We start from the raw sequence: 17,672 nt of genomic DNA on the forward strand, positions 1-17,672 counted from the left end.
GCGATGGCGCCCGTCTCATCGAACAAGAGCTTCTTTGCTGCTGGATTTGCGACGACGCTCTGACAACCGGCGATCGCACCGAGTTCCGCGTCGGGCAAACATCCGGCGATGCGCTTTGTCCAGGCCGCGTCTGCCAAGTAGGAACGCCCGCCGTGAACAACCGACGTTCCGACGACACAAGTTCCGGATTTCAAGTCTGCGCGCAGGCCACCGGCGATGCCGAAGCTGATGATGCCGCGCGCGCCGTCGGCAATTAGCCCTTCGATCAAAGACGCGAGGCGTGTTGCATCGCCGCCTGCCGCGACAGCTATGACGCCTTTAGAATGCTCCGCAATTCGCGCTTCCGCAGCAAGGCCTGTCGCGGCGATCACCAAACCCACGGACTGCACTGGCGTTACATCCCGACCAGAACCGATTTGGTGTTTGCAGCTTTGAGATTGCGGTAGCGCGCCAAGGCCCACATCGGAAAAAATTTCGCATAGCCGTGATAGCGAAGATAAAAGACGCGCGGAAAGCCGGTCGCGGTGAAACGCTCTTCACCCCAGAAGCCGTCTTGACCCTGCGTCGACGCGAGATAGGCGATGCCTTTCTCCACGGCAGGATGATCAGCTTCGCCCGCCGCCATCAGGCCCATCAATGCCCACGCCGTTTGCGACGCCGTGCTCGGCGCGGGCTCATATCCTTTGTAGTCGAGCCTATAGCTTTCGCCATCCTCGCCCCAGCCGCCGTCAGAATTTTGGATGGAAGCGAGCCAGTCGACGGATTTGCGTACAACGTCAGACTTGCGATCGAGTCCGGCGGCATTCAGCGCGCAAAGCACAGACCAAGTTCCGTAGATGTAATTCATACCCCAGCGGCCGTACCAGCTGCCGTCCTTTTCCTGCGTCCGTTCGAGGTAGGCGATGGCCTTGTCGAGCGCGCCGCCCTCGCCACGCCGTTCGCCAAGCTGAGCCAGCATCGACGCGCAGCGCGCCGTGACGTCCGCCGTCGGGGGGTCGAGCAACGCGCCGTGATCGGAAAACGGAATCTGATTCAAATACTCGTAGGTGTTATCGGCGTCGAAGGCGCCCCATCCACCGTTGCGGCTCTGCATCCCGACGGTCCACTCGCGGCCGCGCGCAATGGCCCCGCGGTACGTGTCGCCATTGGCGGCAGCGCGGCCGAGCGCGCGGTCCATCGCCATCACCACGACCGCCGTGTCGTCGGTATCGGGATAATAAGGGTTGGCGTACTGAAACGCCCAACCGCCGGGGCGAATGCCGGGGCGGGTCGCCGCCCAATCGCCGACGGTGTCGAGAACCTGCAACGGTTTGAGCCACGCCAGGGCGCGATCGGCGCTCGATTCCGCTTCAGCCCCACCCGCTTCCATCAACGCGTGCGCCGTCAGCGCCGTATCCCACACCGGAGACAAGCAAGGCTGGCAATATGCTTCGTCGTCTTTGACGATCAGCAGCTTCTCGATCGATCCACGAGCCGTAAGATAATCGGGATGATCGCGCGAATATCCGAGCGCATCGTAGACCAGCACGGAATTGACCATCGCCGGGAAGATGGCGCCGAGTCCGTCCTCGCCATTGAGGCGTGACGTTATGAACGCTTCAGCCTTGCCGATGGACCGCTGGCGCAACGACTTCGGAAAGATGGGCTCGAAAAGTCTCAGTACGCGGTCGACGCCGCCGAAAATTTGCGACCAGGGAAACGTCTGATGCGGCCCCTTCGGCCAATGGCGAACAGATGTCGGCGGCGTAACGTAGAGTTCGTCGATCTGCACGCCTTTCGGGTTTCGCGCTTTGGGCTTCAATGCATTGAGCACCGTTAGCGGCACCAGCACCGTGCGCGCCCAATAAGAAATCTTGTCGATGTGAAATGGAAACCAGCGTGGCAGCACCATGATTTCGACGGGTACGACAGGCACGCCGCTCCACGGAATTGACCCGAAAAGCGCGAGCAGGTTGCGCGTAAAGACGTTGCTGTGCGCGGCACCTCCCTCGGCCAGTATCCACCGACGCGCCCGTATCATGTGAGGCTCGTCCGTACCGGCGCCGATCATCTTCAAGGCGTAATAGGCCTTGACGCTGGCGCTGATGTTCGATGCGCCGTCATGGAACAACGGCCAGCCGCCGTCCTGTGACTGAATGCGGCGAAGGTAGTTGGCGATCTTTGCTTCCAACGCTGAGTCGACCGGCTCGCCGAGGTAGTGGCGCATCAAAACGTATTCAGCCGGAATGGTTGCGTCGGCTTCGAGTTCGAAAACGAAATGACCGTCGTCGCGTTGCAGCGCCAGCAGCGCGCTCGTTGCTGCCGAAATCGCGGCTTCGAGATTTTCGTTGCCGACGCCGTCGCGCGGTACGCTGAAAGGTGCGGCCCGAGCGGCGCTCGTTGCGATGTCAATTCCCATAGAAGCACCCTCCGATCGGCAAGCGTCGTATCAGGATTGCGCCGCCGTCGCCAGTTTGGCGGCTGTTTCGCCCGAGCGTATGGCGCCCTCAATCGTGGCCGGGAGGCCGGTCTGCGTCCAGTCGCCGCCGAGAAAAAGGTTCTTCCAGCGTGTTCCGGCCTTCGGGCGCAACGCATTTTGCGAGGGCGTTGCGGCGAACGTGGCCCGGCGTTCTTTGACGATTTGCCAAGGCGGCAGTTCCGCATTCAGGCCCGCGACCTTCGAAACCTCCGTCCAGATTTGGCGTGCCAGCGGCTCTCTCTCTGTCTCGTTGAAGCGATCCGCGGAACTGACGGTTACAGACAAGCGATCGTGGAAAGCAAAGAGCCATTCCGTCGTTGCATTGATGACGCCGGTGATCTTCGGCAGGCTGACGGGTGGGGCGATCTTGAAATGCGCATTGAGGATCGATCTGTATTCCGTCGGCACCGCCAGGTCGGGAACGAGCGTCCGCGCGACCCAGGCCGGAACGGCGAGGACAACATTGTCTTGCTCGCCGAGTTCGATGGTTTCATCGGCAAACTTTAGCGCGGTAAGGCGACCGTCAGTGAACTCGAATGCCCGCAATGCATTATCGAAACGCACCGTCCCGCCGCGCTGTTCGATGTAAGCCAAGGCCGGATCGACTAGCGCCGGGCCGAGCCCCTTCGCGGCGATGAGCGGGCGACAGGCTTGGCCACCCCGCGCCAACGTTTCGCGGATGACCGCGCCTGCGAGCCACGCCGAACCCTCGGCCGGATCGCAGTTCAGCGCTGCAAGCAGCACCGGCCGCATGAGCCGTTTATAAAGATCGTTTTGACTATCGAGCTTGTCGCCGACTGTGTCGCCTTCGCTAGCAAACAACAATGTTCCTAGCTGCAGGTATTGGCGCGCATGCGTTCGCGGAACGCGCCGGTTAGCCGAAAATATCCACCACGGCAGCGGACCATTGTTTGGCTTCAGCAGCCACCGCTCACCGGAGGCCGCGTCGCAAAATGCAAACTCGGATCGCGGAGGCCCAGTCAACAACTGGAGCCCGCCAATCTGTCCGAGAAAGTCGAGCGCACTGCGATTGCCGGAAAGCAGCAGGTGATTGCCGTTGTCGATCGTGAGGCCAAGCGCCGGTTCGAAGTAGGAGCGGCACCGCCCGCCCGCATGACGCGCCAGCTCGTGCACGATGACGTGACGATTCTGTGCGACGAGCTTTACAGCGGCGGCCAGTCCGGCAAGTCCGGCGCCGACAACGTGGGTCGTGCCGCGCGTCATTAAAAAATGCCGTCGCGCAAAACCGCCCACAGGACGTAACGCTTGGAGCGGCGAACGTCGGCGCGCGGCGCATGCCAACCGCGTGCGATCAGTTTTTCGAGGATGCCCCGGTAAACAGTCGCCATCATACGCGGCGAACGCGCTGCGCGGCGTGCGCAGCGCGCCATGACCCGCTCGGACTGAACATAGTGATTTCTAGTTATTTGCGCGATGTTGCGGCACGCGCGGTCAAGCCCCGGGTGTGCAAGAATGTCTTTGATATTTGTATCCGTTATGCCCGCTTCCCGGAGCGCTTCTTTCGGAAGATAGAGCCGCCCCATCGCAGCATCTTCATCGACGTCGCGCAGAATATTCGTCAGCTGCAGCGCCCGGCCGAGATGATGCGAGAGCTCGATGCCTTGCGCCTCGCCCATACCGAAGATGCGGACAGAAAGCCGGCCGACCGCCGAGGCCGCCCTATCGCAGTAAAGATCGAGTTCTTTCCAATCGGGCGAGCGAATGTCGCGCAGCACGTCCATTTCCATACCGTCGAGGACGGCGAAGAAATCATCTTTGAGCAATCCGAATTCAGCAACCGGCGCCGCAAGATCGCGCGTGCGACTCGTCAGCCTCCCGTCGGCATAGAGCTGATCAATGTCGGCTTTATAGCGGGCCAGTTCCGCGAGCCGGTGCTCCCGGGGTCCGCCGTTGTCGGCGATGTCGTCAGCGGCGCGGCAAAACGTATAAACGTGGTACATCGCTTCGCGCTGCGGCCGCGGAAGAATACGCATCGCCGCATAGAACGAGCTTCCGGCAGCAGCTGGCGTCTCTTCTGCACTGAGCGTCTGCATTTCGGAACTCATGCGGCGTCATCCTTGACGATTTCATAACTGCCGCGCTTGCCTGCTGCGCGTCCTACCAGGGCCGCCGCTGCTGCGCGAGCCGCAATCGATGCCGCATAGGGCTTCGACAAATGGACGCGATCAGTCAGAGGGTCACGCGTCTTCAGGCGAGCGAGCAGTTTGCGAGCCAACGCAACGATCACCGACGTTTCGACGCTCAGGCGCAAGTCCGCCACGTTTCGAGGCAGGAGAGACGCTTCTGGAAGCAACCCGGCAGTTCGGTCGGCAAGGGAATGAAGACAGGCGAGTAATTGCGGCGATGCTTTAGGCCGCGCAAGAGCCGCGACTTCAGTCCCGTGCTTCGCCAGATCTTCGAGCGGAATGTAGACCCGGTCGAGATCTCTATTGTCTTTGGCGCAATCCTGAAGATGATTGATGATCTGCAGCGCCGTGCATAGCGCATCGGACGCTTCCCACGTCGATCGCGCCTCGCCATGTACGTCGAGAACAAACCGTCCGACGGGCATCGCCGAATAGCGGCAGTACTCGATGAGTTCGGACCAGGTGTTATATCGGCTTTTGGCGACATCCTGGCGAAATGCCTTGAGCAGGTCGAGCGCGTGTTGCGCCGTAAGATTTCGCGCTCGCAGTTCTGCGCGAAGTGGAACCGCGTCGCCCGCAGCGTCGGATCGGCCGAGAAGAGTGTCTTCAAGAGCTGAGAGAATTGCGAGCTTCGATGTTGCGTCGAGTTTCGGATTGTCGGCTGCATCGTCGGCGGCGCGGGCAAAGCGGTAGAACGCCAGTATGGGCGCGCGGAAGCGCGGCGCGACGAAGCGAGACGCGACGGGAAAATTCTCGTCACGCTCTGACTTGCCCGATTTGTATTTCGTGTCGACCGTCATTGCTTTCCCGTTTCGGCCTGCACGCGACCCTTCCACAGTCCGCCCCGCCCGGCACTATGCTGATACGCCGAATCGAGCGTGAAGCCCAAATAGACAGCCGCGATGAGCGGTAGTGCAAACCCCCATAATGGCGAACGCCCGTAAAGCCGCAAGGTCGGTTCGAACGCAATGACCATCAATACGTACGCACCGGCCGCGAGCGCATTGGCCGGAAAGCTCGCGAACAATGTTAAAACAGGAGGCGCGAGATAAATCAGACTCATGCCTGCGACGGTCGCGATCAGCAGCAGCGGAGAATAACGAAGTTGCGCGTAGGCCGAGCGTGCGACCATACGGCGAATATCCTCAAAGGTGCCGTAAGGACGAATGCTCGTTACTCGATTCGAGAGCCCCAGCCAGATAGGCCCTTCGCGCTTCAGGACTTTCGCCAGCGCGCAATCGTCAATCAATGCGCCCCGGATCGCTGCGATGCCGCCGGCGCGCTCGAGCGCCGCGCTATCGACGAGCATGCAGCCACCGGCCGCCGCTGCAGTCGCGGCCGTCCTTCGATTAACGCGTGCGAAGGGGTAGAGCATTTGAAAGAAAAAGATGAAAGCTGGAACAAGCGCACGCTCAGCAAAGCTTTCGCAGTTGAGCTTGGCCATCACCGATGTGAGAACGCGCTGATCTGCCACCACGCGAGCGACAACCGACTTCAGCACGTCCGGCTGGTAGCTGATATCGGCGTCGGTCAGCAGAAGATATCGTGGTGGCGACTGAACGCTATTCGCAGCCGCTATTCCCTGATGCATGGCCCAGACCTTGCCAGCCCATGCCGGGGGCAGTGGCGCGCCTGCAACGACGGAAATTTTTCGTCCAGCGTCCAGGCCGATTTCGCGGGCAATGTCTGCCGTGCGGTCGCTGCTTTGATCGTCGACAAGCACGATTGAAAACTCGCCGGGGTAATTCTGCGCCATCAGAGACGCGAGAGACCGGGGCAGCATGTCGGCCTCGTTGCGCGCCGGAATGACTGCCGTAACACGCGGCCAATCTTTCGGATCACTCGGCTCGGTCAGCGAACCCTGCTCTTCGCGTTCTCGCGCCAGCCAGAAACGGCCGTGCAGTAGAACGAGGTAGAGCCACGCCGCGAGGCCAAGTGCCGCTACGATGTCTGTCGCGGTCATTTGAGATAGCCCGCATCGAGAAACCAGCGATAGGCATCGGCCAAAGCCTCGGCCGCCGGCCGCGCTTGGTAAGAAAGTTCACGTTCGGCCTTGGCGGACGAAAAAAACATTTTATATTTTGCCATCCTCAAACCATCGACGGTTACGAACGGCTCGCGCTTGGTGATCCGCGCTAAACCTTCAGCCGCGTAGGCGATGGGATAGATGAGAGCGCGAGGCAATTTTACGGTCGGTGGGCGCCGGCCCGCAAGACGCGCGATTTCGGCCAGCATTTGCCCGAGACTCAGGTTCTCACCGCCCAGAATGTAGCGCTCTCCGACACGCCCGCGACGCAAGGCGGCAACGTGCCCAGCAGCTACATCGTCGACATGAACGAGATTGAGACCGGTATCGACGAAGGCCGGCATACGGCCCGTTGCCGCTTCGACGACGATACGGCCAGTTGGTGTCGGGCGAACATCGCGCGGGCCGATCGGCGTTGATGGATTGACGATGACGGCAGGAAGATTGGCCTCGGCGACCATGCGCTCGACCAGACGTTCCGCCAGGACCTTGCTTTGCTTATAAGCGCCGATGGCATCGGCTTGATCGAGCGGCGCGGTCTCGTCCGCCGCTGCACCATTGTCCGGCAAGCGCAGCGTCGCAACGCTCGAAGTATAGACGACGCGCTCTACGCCCGCTTCCAACGCCAACTCCATGATGGCGCGCGTGCCATCGACGTTCGTTGCGAAAATTTCCTTGGGATCCGGCGCCCAAAGCCGATAATCGGCCGCGACATGGAAGACGTACCGAACGCCGTGCACGACGCGGTGAAGAAGTTCAGCGTCACGGATGTCGCCCTCGACGAGGTTGAGATCGAGCCCTTCGAGATTGGACCGGTTGCTGCCGCGTCGAACAAGCGCCCGGACTGCCAGCCCTTCACTCAAGAGCTTGCGTGCGACCGCCGAGCCAACGAAACCTGTAGCTCCTGTCAGAAATGCAACGTCTTTCGCCGCCACGCGCGCCCACCCCCGCTCATGCGCAATTCTTCACGCTTACCGCCTTCGCGCGCCGCAGTACACCTACTCCGCATTTCGACGCGAAAGCGGCATGATCAATACGATTTTGTAGCACGGGAGGCATATTGCGGCCCTATCCGAAGCCGCGATCGCTATGATCGAATCAGCCTTTGTAGACGATGCGCCAGATCCGGCCGCCAGCGTCGTCGCTGACATAAAGCGCCCCATCCGGCCCAACAGCCAATCCCGTCGGACGATGCTCGGCGGCGTTCGTCCCGCCCTCACCTGCAAAGCCATCGGCAAATATCGTGTACTTGCCTGATGCCTTGCCGTCGGCAAGCGGTTGAAACACGACGTTGTAACCGCCCTGGGGACCCGACGAGCGATTCCACGACCCGTGAAACGCGATGAAGGCTCCGCCATGGTAGGCTTGCGGGAACTGCGATCCGTTATAGACTTTCACATCATTTGGCGCCCAGTGGGCCGGGAACGCTGCAACGGGCGGCAGCTTTTCATTGCATAAACCGACGGCCTTTCCGCCGTCGCCATCATACTCCGGAGCCAGCACGCGCTTCTGCTGGTCGCCGTCGAAATAGCAGAACGGCCAACCGTAGTCGCCGCCCTGTTTGAGAAGAACGAGTTCTTCCGCCGGCAATTCGGTACCGCGTTCGGAAGAATACAAGTTCGGCCAATTCTCATAAAGCTGATCGCGGCCATGCTGGGTCGCGAAGGTGCGGCCGGCGGCATCGACGTCGATGCCCACTGCGTTGCGCAACCCGGTCGCGTAGCGTTCTGATGGCGAGAATGTTTGGTTTGTCTTGTTGGCGTCATAGCGCCAAATGCCGCCGCGCGTCTTGAGTTCTTCGCAGGGATCGAGCCCAGGCGATCCCGCGATACGATCCTCCTTTTGGCAGGAGTTGGTCGCCGAACCTAGGTTGACGAAAAGGTTGCCTTCCGCATCGATCGCGAAGGGATGCGCCACATGATTGCCGTTAAGCGGCAATCCGGAAATGACGGTCTCCGGTTCGCCCTTCGGAACGGCGTCGCCCTCGGTCAGCGCGTAACGCACGATGCGATCTTTATTCTCGGCGTAAAGCCAGTTCTTATAGAGAGCGATACCCGTTCCGCCGCCTTGAGGATCGCCGAAGGCTTGGATCACATCGGCTTTGCCGTCGCCCTTGGTGTCCTTTAGGGCGACAAGCGATCCGCTGGAGGATCGTTTCACGTGGCGAGCGTTGACATAGACAGTGCCGTCAGTCGCAACGACAAGGTGGCGCGCGTGTCCTAATCCGTCCGCAAAGATCGTCGCGCAGAATCCTTCCGGCAGCGTGAGGCCGCCGTTGTCTTCAGCGCAGGACCTGTTTTGAGCCGCTGGCGCCGCTGCGTTGCCGTCTTCAGCAAATCCAGGCACAGCCGCGCCGAGAATCGCGGCCAGCGATAAACTGGCCGCGATTAACCGCGAAGCTGGCCGCAGTGTTTGAAGCAGGGGCGTCATACCGTTCTCCGAATCTGCGGTTTGCATGAAGCGCCATCTGCGCTGTCGATACGTGAGTTAGCGATCGCCTCACTTCGTCCATTGCGCGGACTGGACGTGAAACGGCAGCTTTGGCGGGCCATTCTTGGCAGCTTCGAAGAGATGCGGCAGCTGACCTTCGGCTACCCACGCCGTTGATCCCACCAACGCGACCGCCGTTGGTCCGGAAAGCCCACCCTTGACGGTTTCGAAGGTCGCCTCGTCGCCGGAAACCGTGACGCGATCGAGCGTGCCTCCGCCTTCCGCCATGATAAAGGTTTGGCCGCTGACCGGACGCAACGCATCGGGGAAGGACAGTGGACGCGATGTCTTGAGCTTCGTCACTTTCCCCGCGGTACCGTTCGAGACATCGACGCGGAAGAAGTCGCCCTTCGCGAATGTGTTGACGTAGAGATTGCCATCGCCGCCAAACGCTAATCCGTCGACACCCGGTTGACCCTTCGGTGGCTCAAACTGCGGATCATCCAGCCAAACCTCAAGCTCCTTGCTTCCGGGCTTAAGACGCAGGATTTGCGGCGCGAGAGAATTTGTGACGAACAGAGATCCGTCGGGGCCGATGGCCATGTCGTTGCAAAGGGTGTGCTCGCCAGGAAGCTTGGCGCTGAACTTGCCCTCGCCGGTGGCGAGATCAAAGCCTTTCACGTAGCTGCCGGTGACCGTGCCCGGGCCGGGCACGCCCATTCCCGACATATCGTTCGAACAAACCCACAGCGTCTTTGTCGCCTCATCGACAAGGACGCCCAACGTCGACCGGCTGTCGAACGCGCCGGGCTTGATCCAAACCTCGCCTTTTGCCGAGCCTGGCGCGATGCGGAAAATTCCTCCCGAAGCCAAACTGCTGACGTAGATCGTGCCGTCCGACGCCGCAGAAATGCTTTCCGGATAGGCTTGATCGCCAGGCAGTTCGACACTTTTTACGTCTTGCGACACTGCTGGTGGTGCAGCGGCGAGAAGGCTCAGAGCCGATGTCGCGATCGCGGCGATGATTGTCTTCTTCTTGATCATTGTTGGTCCTTTGCTGAAGGCTAGTCATAGGCAGTAGTCAGGTATTTGCAGGGCGTTTGCGTCCGTGTGATCGAACCCATTCACGCATCGCTGAAATTCGTGGCGGCCGAGACAGGGGCCCACTTGAGGATTTCGGCCTGCAGCGCTCCAAGCTTTTCGCCGACAAATCGCAATGCGTCCGGACCAAGGAGAAGGTGCAGCGGAGGGTCTGAGGATGCGACAGCGGTGATGATTGCTTCCGCGGCTTTCTGCGGATCGCCCGCCTGACGGCCATTGCGATGCGCCAACGATTTGCGGAATGCTCCGGCCGTCGCTTCGTAATCGGCGATTGGGCCGTCGACGTGAACCATCGACCGGCCGGCCCAGTCGGTTCGAAATGAACCCGGGGCGACGATGATGACCTTGATGCCGAGAGGTTTCACCTCTTTGGCGAGCGCTTCGGAGATTCCTTCGAGCGCAAATTTGCTGCCGTTGTAAATGCCGACGCCCGGGAAGGCTGTCAGTCCGCCCATCGATGTGATGTTGACGATATGACCGGCGCGGCGCTTGCGCATATATGGCAACGCCGCCTGGATGACCGAGACGGCGCCAAAGACATTGACTTCGAACTGCGATCGGATCTGCTCGAGAGTTACCTCCTCGACGGCGCCTTCGAGACCGTAGCCAGCGTTATTAACGAGAACGTCGATGCCGCCGGTCTTTTTCTCCGCTTCTTCAACGCCACGCCGCACGCTCGCCTGATCGGTGACATCGAGACGTATACCGACGGCCTTACCGGGAGCGAGTTTCTCGAACTCGGACTTTGCCGCTTCATTGCGGACTGTGCCGGCAACCGTATCGCCTTTGGCGAGCACCGCCTCAGCCAAGGCCCGCCCAAATCCACTGCTGACGCCGGTGATGAGCCAGTTGGCCATAGCATCGCTCCATATTTCAAGATTTCAGAGTTCATGGCGAGCTGATGAAGCCCTGACGCCGGCTTCGCGCGTCATCGTCAGTTGGTCATCGGCACGCCGTCTTGCAAGCGCCTTCCTATTGCGGCCAAGCCTTCATGGCCATGTCCGCGACCATCAACAGATCGGCGCGTGATGCTCCGCCTGCGACTTGCACGGACATACCTTGTGTCACAGTGAAGATGAAACGAGCCAGCGCCGCGGCATCGGCGTCTGCGGAAAGATCGCCTTCGGTTTTGGCACGCTCGAAGCGTTCGCGTAACGCGCACTCGTTATCGGCGCGACGGCGACATAGTTCGCTTTTTATCGATTCGGACGCTTCGCCACAGGACAACGCTCCTTGAACGGCGAGGCAGCCGGGCGGATTGTTTGGCTCCGTCAAAAATTCCGCCACGCCGTTCAGCAGCCGCTCGACGACGGCCCTAGCGGATGGTTCGGCCAATGCCTTGCGATAAACCGCACCCGGACCTTTTTCGGCATAACGATCGAGTGCGCGACGAAAGAGCTCTTCTTTGTTTCCGAACGCCGCATAAAGGCTCGGACGATTGATGCCCATCGCTTCGGTCAGGTCCGAAAGCGATGCGCCTTCGTAGCCGTGCCGCCAAAACACGTGCAGCGCCTTGTCGAGTGCCTCGTCAGCGTCGAAGCCGCGGGGTCGGCCCTTTTGCGCCGCGGCTGTCGCTGGATTTGCCTTATCCATTTCGTCCCTATACATATTCGTACTGAGCGATACAAATAATTGTTGACACTGCCAAGCCCGATCCTATATCGGTACTGTTCAGTACAGATATAGGACATGAGGCGCATGATGAAAAGCACTCTAGATGGCGCGACGGCGGTCCTCCGGGGATTTGCGAGTTGGTTTTCGGGCCACGCAGACTCAACACTCCCCGATGCTCGCGTGGTTCCAATACTTGTATCGGCGTGCGAACCGAGAATTCGGCCTCGCGATCATCTCAATGATGAGCGCGAATTTGCAGTCCCTCGCGACCGTTGGGCGCCGGGCCTGAGCCTCGACAACTTTTCCTAAACCGAAATTCGAGCGCGGGGAGATCAGGGCAAATTGAGCACGCCCTGATCTCCCGAGCTCACAATCTCACATCATCGCTTCCCGTTATTCCGCATGCGCCGAGACGGTTCCGCGGAGAGACCAGCCATGCGCCGGTCGCGGAAGCAATCCCCTGAAAATATGATTGATCAAGGATACAGCAAGATGAGCAATTTAGAGGGCAAGGTCGCCGTCGTGACCGGTGCTTCGAAAGGCATCGGCGCGGGCATCGCCGAGAGCTTCGCAGCGGCCGGTGCCTCCGTCGTCGTCAATTATGCATCAAGCAGAGAGGGCGCGGATCGCGTCGTCCGAGACATCACAAGCAAAGGCGGGAAAGCGATCGCCGTGCAGGGCGACGTTTCGAAAGCAGAGGACGTGAAACGCCTTTTCAGCGAAACGAAAAAGGCATTTGGCGCCATCGACGTTCTCGTCAACAATGCTGGTGTCTACGAGTTTGACGCGCTCGAAGCCGTGACGGAAAAAGAATTCCATCGCGAGTTCAATACCAATGTGCTCGGAACGATCTTGACGATCCAAGAGTCGCTCAATCATTTCCGGCCGGAAGGTGGCAGCGTCATCAACATCAGTTCTATCGCCAGCCTTGGCTCAACGCCGAACACTGTCGTTTATTCGGCAACAAAGGGCGCCGTCGATTCGATCACGCGGGTTTTGGCCAACGAGCTCGGGCAGAAAAAAATTCGCGTCAACACCATTGCGCCGGGTGGCGTCGAAACCGAGGGCGTGAAAAGCATCGGCGTCATCGGCAGCGACTTTGCGAAGCAGATGATCGCACAAACGCCGCTCGGACGTATGGGGCAGCCCGATGACATTGCAAAAGTCGCGGTATTTCTCGCTTCCGATCAATCTTTCTGGCTGACCGGTGAGAGGCTCGCGGCTTCAGGCGGTTTTCATTGACAAGACACATGCGACCTTGCGATGCGGGTGCGCCTAGACGCCGGCATTGCTAGAGTCCCTGATGACCGCAATCATTTCAGTTTCAAAACTGTCGAAAACCTACGCCTCCGGCTTCCGGGCGCTGAAGTCCATCGATCTCGAGATCCGGCAGGGCGAAATTTTCGCCCTGCTCGGGCCGAACGGCGCCGGTAAGACGACGCTGATCAATATTATCTGCGGCATCGTCAATCCCAGCAGCGGCTCGATCACCGTCGACGGCAAAGATATTGTGGCTGATTTCCGGGCGGTCCGATCCATGATCGGCCTCGTGCCGCAGGAACTTGCCACCGATATGTTCGAGACCGTGTGGGCGACGGTGAATTTCAGCCGCGGTCTTTTCGGCAAGCGCCGCGACCCGGCGTACATCGAAAAGGTGCTGAAGGAGCTTACGCTCTGGGAAAAGAAGGATAGCAAGATCCTGACGCTTTCGGGCGGCATGAAACGCCGGCTGCTGATTGCGAAAGCCTTGGCGCACGAACCCCGCATTCTGTTTCTCGACGAACCGACAGCCGGCGTCGATGTCGAGCTTCGCCGCGAGATGTGGAATATCGTGCGGACGATGCGCGAGTCCGGCGTCACGATTATTCTTACGACGCATTACATCGAAGAGGCCGAGGAGATGGCGGATCGCATCGGCGTCATCGCCAAAGGCGAAATCATCCTCGTTGAAGAAAAGGCCGAGCTCATGCGCAAGCTTGGCAAGAAGCAGCTGGTTCTTCAGCTGCAAGCGCCGCTGTCGGAGATCCCGCCGGCGCTCGAACCCTATGGTCTGCAACTCGGCGCAGACGGCAACGAGCTGATCTATACCTACGACACACATGCCGAACGAACGGGCATCACGGCGCTTTTGAACGACATGCGATCAGCAGGGCTGTCCTTCAAGGACCTCAACACGTCGCAGAGTTCGCTCGAAGACATTTTCGTCGACCTGGTGAGGCAAGCCCGATGAACATTCAAGCGGTTCGCGCCATCTACGGCTTCGAGATGTCCCGCTGGGGGCGCACGTTGATGCAGAGCCTCGTCTCGCCCGTGCTTTCGACATCGCTTTATTTTATCGTCTTCGGCGCGGCGATAGGATCGCGCATCGCTCAGATCGACGGCGTCAGCTACGGCTCCTTCATTGTTCCCGGCCTCATCATGCTGCTGCTTCTGACGGAAAGTACCTCGAATGGCTCGTTCGGGATCTATTTTCCGCGCTTCACCGGCACGATCTATGAGCACCTCTCGGCTCCGGTCTCACCGTTCGAGATCGTGCTTGGCTACGTCGGAGCGGCGGCGACGAAATCCGTCATCCTCGGATTGGTCATTCTCGCGACTGCCAGCCTGTTTGTTACGGTGCAAATCTTGCATCCGTTCTGGATGCTGGCGTTCCTCATACTGACCGCGGTGACCTTCAGCATGTTCGGTTTCATCATCGGCATCTGGGCGGATGGGTTCGAACGGCTTCAGGTCGTGCCGCTTTTAATCCTGACACCCCTGACGTTTCTCGGCGGCACGTTCTACTCGATCAAAATGCTGCCGCCACTCTGGCAAACGGTGACGCTTTTCAATCCGATCGTTTATCTGATCAGTGGCTTCCGCTGGAGCTTCTACGAAATCTCGGATGTAAACGTCGGAATGAGCCTGCTGATGACGCTCGGCTTTCTCACGATCTGCCTTGCCGTCATCTGGTGGATATTCAAAACGGGATACCGGCTTAAAGCCTGAGGCCCAGGTCTACCTACGCGCGGGCCGGCCGTATTGTTTTCACCGCAGCCGATGAATGAATGGCCTGCCCGAAACGCGATAAATAACGCTCGCAGAGACGTATAGAGGCCTGCGTGTAGGACGGCCCCATCGACTGCGCGAGCTCCGTTTCCGAGTGTGAGCCTATCCAGGCGACCAGGAGCAGGCGGCGCAACATGACGAAGGTTGCGATCTCGCCCTCCTCTTCGACGCTCAATTCCCCAATGCGCCGATAGCCGCGTACCCAAGCTTCGAGCAAGTCCGGCACTTCGGGCGCGTGCTCAAAGAAGGACACCGTGGTCGCGCAATCATAAAGCAGCCAGGAAAAACCGCAGTCGTCGAAGTCAATGACTTTGACGAGGCCGTTGTCCATCAGCAGATTGGCAAGGCGCATATCGCCATGAACGAGATTGAACTGCGAGGGTGATTTGCCGAAGCGCTGAAGCCGATCGCCGAGCACGGCGACGGTTTCAGTGAACGCCTCCAGTGCGTCGGAGGTCATCCCCATGCCGTTCTGCCATCGGCCCCAGTGCGGCCGGTGTCCGAGACTCGTCTCGAAGTCCCACGTATGGCGTTCGAACCACGACGGACGCTGCCAGCGACGAACGTGCGCGTGCATGCGGGCCGCCGTCGCCCCGAGCATTTCGAAGCCCTCAATGTCGGTTCGCGCCGGCTCGGCGCCGCTTTCCCATTGGGAGAGTACGACGTGGCGCGGGCTCGCGAGGCCGTCGATGGAGACGACCTGAATTAACTCTCCGTCGAGCCCCGCGACAGGCACCGGCGTTGTGGCTACGCCGTCGCGCCGCAGCGCCACGATCCAGGCGAGTTCCGAAGCGATGGCGGCTTTCGAGTGATAGCCCTGCCGGTGAACGCGGAGCGCCCATTTCCGTCCGGTTGCGCCATCCTCGACACGAAAGGTCGTGTTCTCGGACACATTGAACAGTTCGACTATTACGTCGTCCGGCAAGCCGTAGCGCTTGACTGCGCAAGCTGCCAGGCGTTGCAATCGCTGCAACAGCTCCGGATGTGAAAGATCGCTATCGATCGTCATAACCCGATCCCAGAATTCCGCGCGCCGCGGTTGTCAACATGGCGCAACCCGTGCCAAACGAAGCACTCCATATCCGTTCGAATTGCCTAAAGCAAAAGCGATATTCCGATGACCGTGATCAAAATTCGTATTGACTTCGAAGGGGATCGCTACATTGGCCACGGCCGGATCGAGCTCCTCGAACTCATCGGCCAGCACGGATCGATCGCCAGGGCCGCGAAGGCGATGGAGATGTCTTATAAACGCGCCTGGTATTTGATCGACGAATTCAACGGCATGTTCTCCGAGCCGCTGATCGAACGCCATCATGGCGGGAAAGGCGGAGGCGCGGCGAAGCTCACGCCGTTCGGCGCCGAGCTCGTCCAGCAGTATCGAGAGATGGAAGCTAAATCCCTGCGCGTCTTCGCCAAGCCGCTGGCGTCGATCGAAAAGCACCTTGCGAAGCCTCAAAGACCCGCAAAGAAATAGTCGCCTCGACCAAATCCAGGCCACCGCCTTGTGCCCATCATGGGCCCAGCAGTTCGGCTGGCGTACCGATCGCGACGACCCTGCCGGCATCCATCTGCACCACTCGCGAGGCCAAGCGCCTCACCTCTTCGCGCGTATGCGTGACGTAGGTTATCGGTATCGCGAACTCGTCGCGCACGCGCTCGATCAGAGCCATGATTTCGAGACGACGTGCATCGTCGAGCCCTGACAGCGGCTCGTCCATCAGCAAAATGCGGGGCGATGAAAGCAGCGCACGTGCCAGTGCAACACGCTGCCTTTCGCCGCCCGAGAGCTTGGCTGGCCGGCGCTTAAGCAGATCGCCTATGCCGAGAACGTCTACGACCAGCGCAATCGAAAGCGCGGTCGAGTCTGGTTGAGTAAACCAGCGTCCAAACTTGATATTCTGCTCGACCGTCAAATGCGGGAACAGTTGTGCGTCCTGAAAGACCAGGCCGGTGCGCCGCTTATGGGCAGGAACGTAAATTCTGGCATCGGTATCGACGACGGTGTGACCGGCTATAACGATACGAGCGGTCTTTGGCCGCCGCACGCCGGCGATTATGTCTAGCACCGTTGTCTTGCCGGCGCCGGACGGCCCGAAGAGTGCCGTCAAGCCCGGCACGCCTTCAAAGGCCGCGTCGAGGGTGAATTTTTCATGGTTCAGAGTTGCCCTGAAGCTGAGGGGCGGTGCCAAGTCCGTCACTCGAATACTGCAATGCGTTTATTGATACGGCGGCTCAAAACTTCGGACGCGATCAGAGCCGCCATGGCGATGACGATGGAGACGAATGTCAGCCGCAGCGCTTGTGTTTCCCCGCCCGGAACCTGCGTATAGGTATAGATAGCCGACGGAATGGTCTGCGTCTCGCCCGGGATGTTCGATACGAACGTTATCGTCGCGCCGAACTCGCCCAGCGCCCTGGCAAAACACAATATAATGCCGACGATGATTCCGGGCAGCGCCAGCGGCAGCGTGATGAGCAGAAACGTCCAACCGTGGCTGGCACCGAGCGTGCCGGCGGCCGTTTCGAGCCGCCGGTCGATTGTGTCGAACGATAGTTGGATAGCTCGCAGCATCAATGGGAATCCCATGACGCCGCAAGCCAATGCGGCCCCCGTCCACCGGAAAGAAAACGTGATGCCGAACACGTCGTACAAGAACGATCCTATCGGGCCCTGCCGGCCGAACGTCAAAAGCAGCAGGTATCCCGTCACGACCGGTGGCATCACGAGCGGCAAATGCAGGACGCTATCGATGAATAGCTTGCCCGGTATCCGCCATCTCGCCAGCGCATAGGCCGCGAAAATGGCGAACGGCAGCGCAAACACCGTCGCGACCGTGGCAACCCG

At 60.0% G+C, this 17,672-nt stretch carries 17 protein-coding genes and 1 pseudogene; 4 read left to right on the forward strand and 14 right to left on the reverse strand.

All coding sequences use genetic code 11. The annotated features are described in order from the left end of the window. The 11 genes and pseudogenes from VN623_RS01255 to VN623_RS01305 form a co-directional block, all read right to left on the reverse strand. A pseudogene (locus VN623_RS01255) lies at positions 1 to 389 on the reverse strand (phosphorylase); the annotation flags it as partial. A gap of 5 nt (positions 390 to 394) precedes the next feature. Then, positions 395 to 2,398 carry a squalene--hopene cyclase gene (gene shc, locus VN623_RS01260; protein WP_325567298.1) on the reverse strand — a complete coding sequence of 668 codons (2,004 nt, stop codon included), beginning with the start codon at positions 2,396 to 2,398 and terminating at the stop codon, positions 395 to 397. Positions 2,399 to 2,428: 30 nt separating this feature from the next. Further along, positions 2,429 to 3,682, reverse strand: coding sequence for a hydroxysqualene dehydroxylase HpnE (gene hpnE, locus VN623_RS01265; protein WP_325567299.1), 1,254 nt, complete (start codon positions 3,680 to 3,682; stop codon positions 2,429 to 2,431). Next, complete coding sequence (hpnD, locus tag VN623_RS01270) at positions 3,682 to 4,524, reverse strand: presqualene diphosphate synthase HpnD (RefSeq protein WP_325567300.1); 843 nt, start codon at positions 4,522 to 4,524, stop codon at positions 3,682 to 3,684. Before hpnD ends, hpnE begins: the two co-directional genes overlap by 1 nt. Next, positions 4,521 to 5,405: a squalene synthase HpnC gene (hpnC, locus tag VN623_RS01275; protein ID WP_325567302.1), complete on the reverse strand. Its 885-nt coding sequence runs from the start codon at positions 5,403 to 5,405 to the stop codon at positions 4,521 to 4,523. Before hpnC ends, hpnD begins: the two co-directional genes overlap by 4 nt. Further along, the gene (locus VN623_RS01280; protein WP_325567304.1) at positions 5,402 to 6,568 is read right to left on the reverse strand and encodes a glycosyltransferase; all 1,167 of its coding nucleotides are present in this window, start codon (positions 6,566 to 6,568) and stop codon (positions 5,402 to 5,404) included. The genes hpnC and VN623_RS01280 overlap by 4 nt, the downstream gene beginning before the upstream one ends. Beyond that, positions 6,565 to 7,566: a hopanoid-associated sugar epimerase gene (hpnA, locus tag VN623_RS01285; protein WP_325567306.1), complete on the reverse strand. Its 1,002-nt coding sequence runs from the start codon at positions 7,564 to 7,566 to the stop codon at positions 6,565 to 6,567. The genes VN623_RS01280 and hpnA overlap by 4 nt, the downstream gene beginning before the upstream one ends. Before the next feature lie 163 nt (positions 7,567 to 7,729). After that, positions 7,730 to 9,061, reverse strand: coding sequence for a PQQ-dependent sugar dehydrogenase (locus VN623_RS01290; protein ID WP_325567308.1), 1,332 nt, complete (start codon positions 9,059 to 9,061; stop codon positions 7,730 to 7,732). A 69-nt stretch (positions 9,062 to 9,130) separates the two neighbouring features. Next, entirely contained in the window at positions 9,131 to 10,105 is a 975-nt protein-coding gene (locus VN623_RS01295) for a hypothetical protein (protein WP_325567310.1), read from the reverse strand. An 80-nt stretch (positions 10,106 to 10,185) separates the two neighbouring features. Continuing rightward, positions 10,186 to 11,019, reverse strand: a complete 834-nt coding sequence (locus tag VN623_RS01300; RefSeq protein WP_325567312.1) for an oxidoreductase — start codon at positions 11,017 to 11,019, stop codon at positions 10,186 to 10,188. A gap of 115 nt (positions 11,020 to 11,134) precedes the next feature. Beyond that, a complete protein-coding gene (locus VN623_RS01305) occupies positions 11,135 to 11,755 on the reverse strand; it encodes a TetR/AcrR family transcriptional regulator (RefSeq protein WP_325567314.1) in 621 nt (206 codons plus the stop codon). Between the two features lie 513 nt (positions 11,756 to 12,268). On the opposite strand from VN623_RS01305, the gene VN623_RS01310 reads away from it, so the two are divergent. From VN623_RS01310 to VN623_RS01320, 3 genes are all read left to right on the forward strand, one after another. Beyond that, positions 12,269 to 13,018, forward strand: coding sequence for a glucose 1-dehydrogenase (locus VN623_RS01310; protein ID WP_325567316.1), 750 nt, complete (start codon positions 12,269 to 12,271; stop codon positions 13,016 to 13,018). A gap of 61 nt (positions 13,019 to 13,079) precedes the next feature. Next, on the forward strand, positions 13,080 to 14,006 hold the full coding sequence (locus VN623_RS01315) for an ABC transporter ATP-binding protein (RefSeq protein WP_325567318.1): 927 nt from the start codon (positions 13,080 to 13,082) through the stop codon (positions 14,004 to 14,006). Next, complete coding sequence (locus tag VN623_RS01320; RefSeq protein WP_325567320.1) at positions 14,003 to 14,764, forward strand: ABC transporter permease; 762 nt, start codon at positions 14,003 to 14,005, stop codon at positions 14,762 to 14,764. The genes VN623_RS01315 and VN623_RS01320 overlap by 4 nt, the downstream gene beginning before the upstream one ends. A gap of 13 nt (positions 14,765 to 14,777) precedes the next feature. Here the strand turns inward: VN623_RS01320 and VN623_RS01325 are convergent, their stop codons facing one another. Next, a complete protein-coding gene (locus tag VN623_RS01325) occupies positions 14,778 to 15,833 on the reverse strand; it encodes a phosphotransferase enzyme family protein (protein ID WP_325567322.1) in 1,056 nt (351 codons plus the stop codon). A gap of 108 nt (positions 15,834 to 15,941) precedes the next feature. On the opposite strand from VN623_RS01325, the gene VN623_RS01330 reads away from it, so the two are divergent. After that, positions 15,942 to 16,301, forward strand: coding sequence for a winged helix-turn-helix domain-containing protein (locus tag VN623_RS01330; protein ID WP_325567324.1), 360 nt, complete (start codon positions 15,942 to 15,944; stop codon positions 16,299 to 16,301). Positions 16,302 to 16,338: 37 nt separating this feature from the next. Here VN623_RS01330 and VN623_RS01335 read toward each other — a convergent pair whose 3' ends face one another. Both VN623_RS01335 and modB read right to left on the reverse strand, forming a co-directional pair. Continuing rightward, positions 16,339 to 17,025 carry a molybdenum ABC transporter ATP-binding protein gene (locus VN623_RS01335; protein WP_325567326.1) on the reverse strand — a complete coding sequence of 229 codons (687 nt, stop codon included), beginning with the start codon at positions 17,023 to 17,025 and terminating at the stop codon, positions 16,339 to 16,341. Continuing rightward, on the reverse strand, positions 17,022 to 17,672 hold a 651-nt coding region (gene modB / locus VN623_RS01340; RefSeq protein WP_325567328.1), incomplete at its 5' end, for a molybdate ABC transporter permease subunit. The genes VN623_RS01335 and modB, both read right to left, overlap by 4 nt.

This window comes from Hyphomicrobium sp. (assembly GCF_035572195.1).
Classification (GTDB): domain Bacteria; phylum Pseudomonadota; class Alphaproteobacteria; order Rhizobiales; family Hyphomicrobiaceae; genus Hyphomicrobium_B.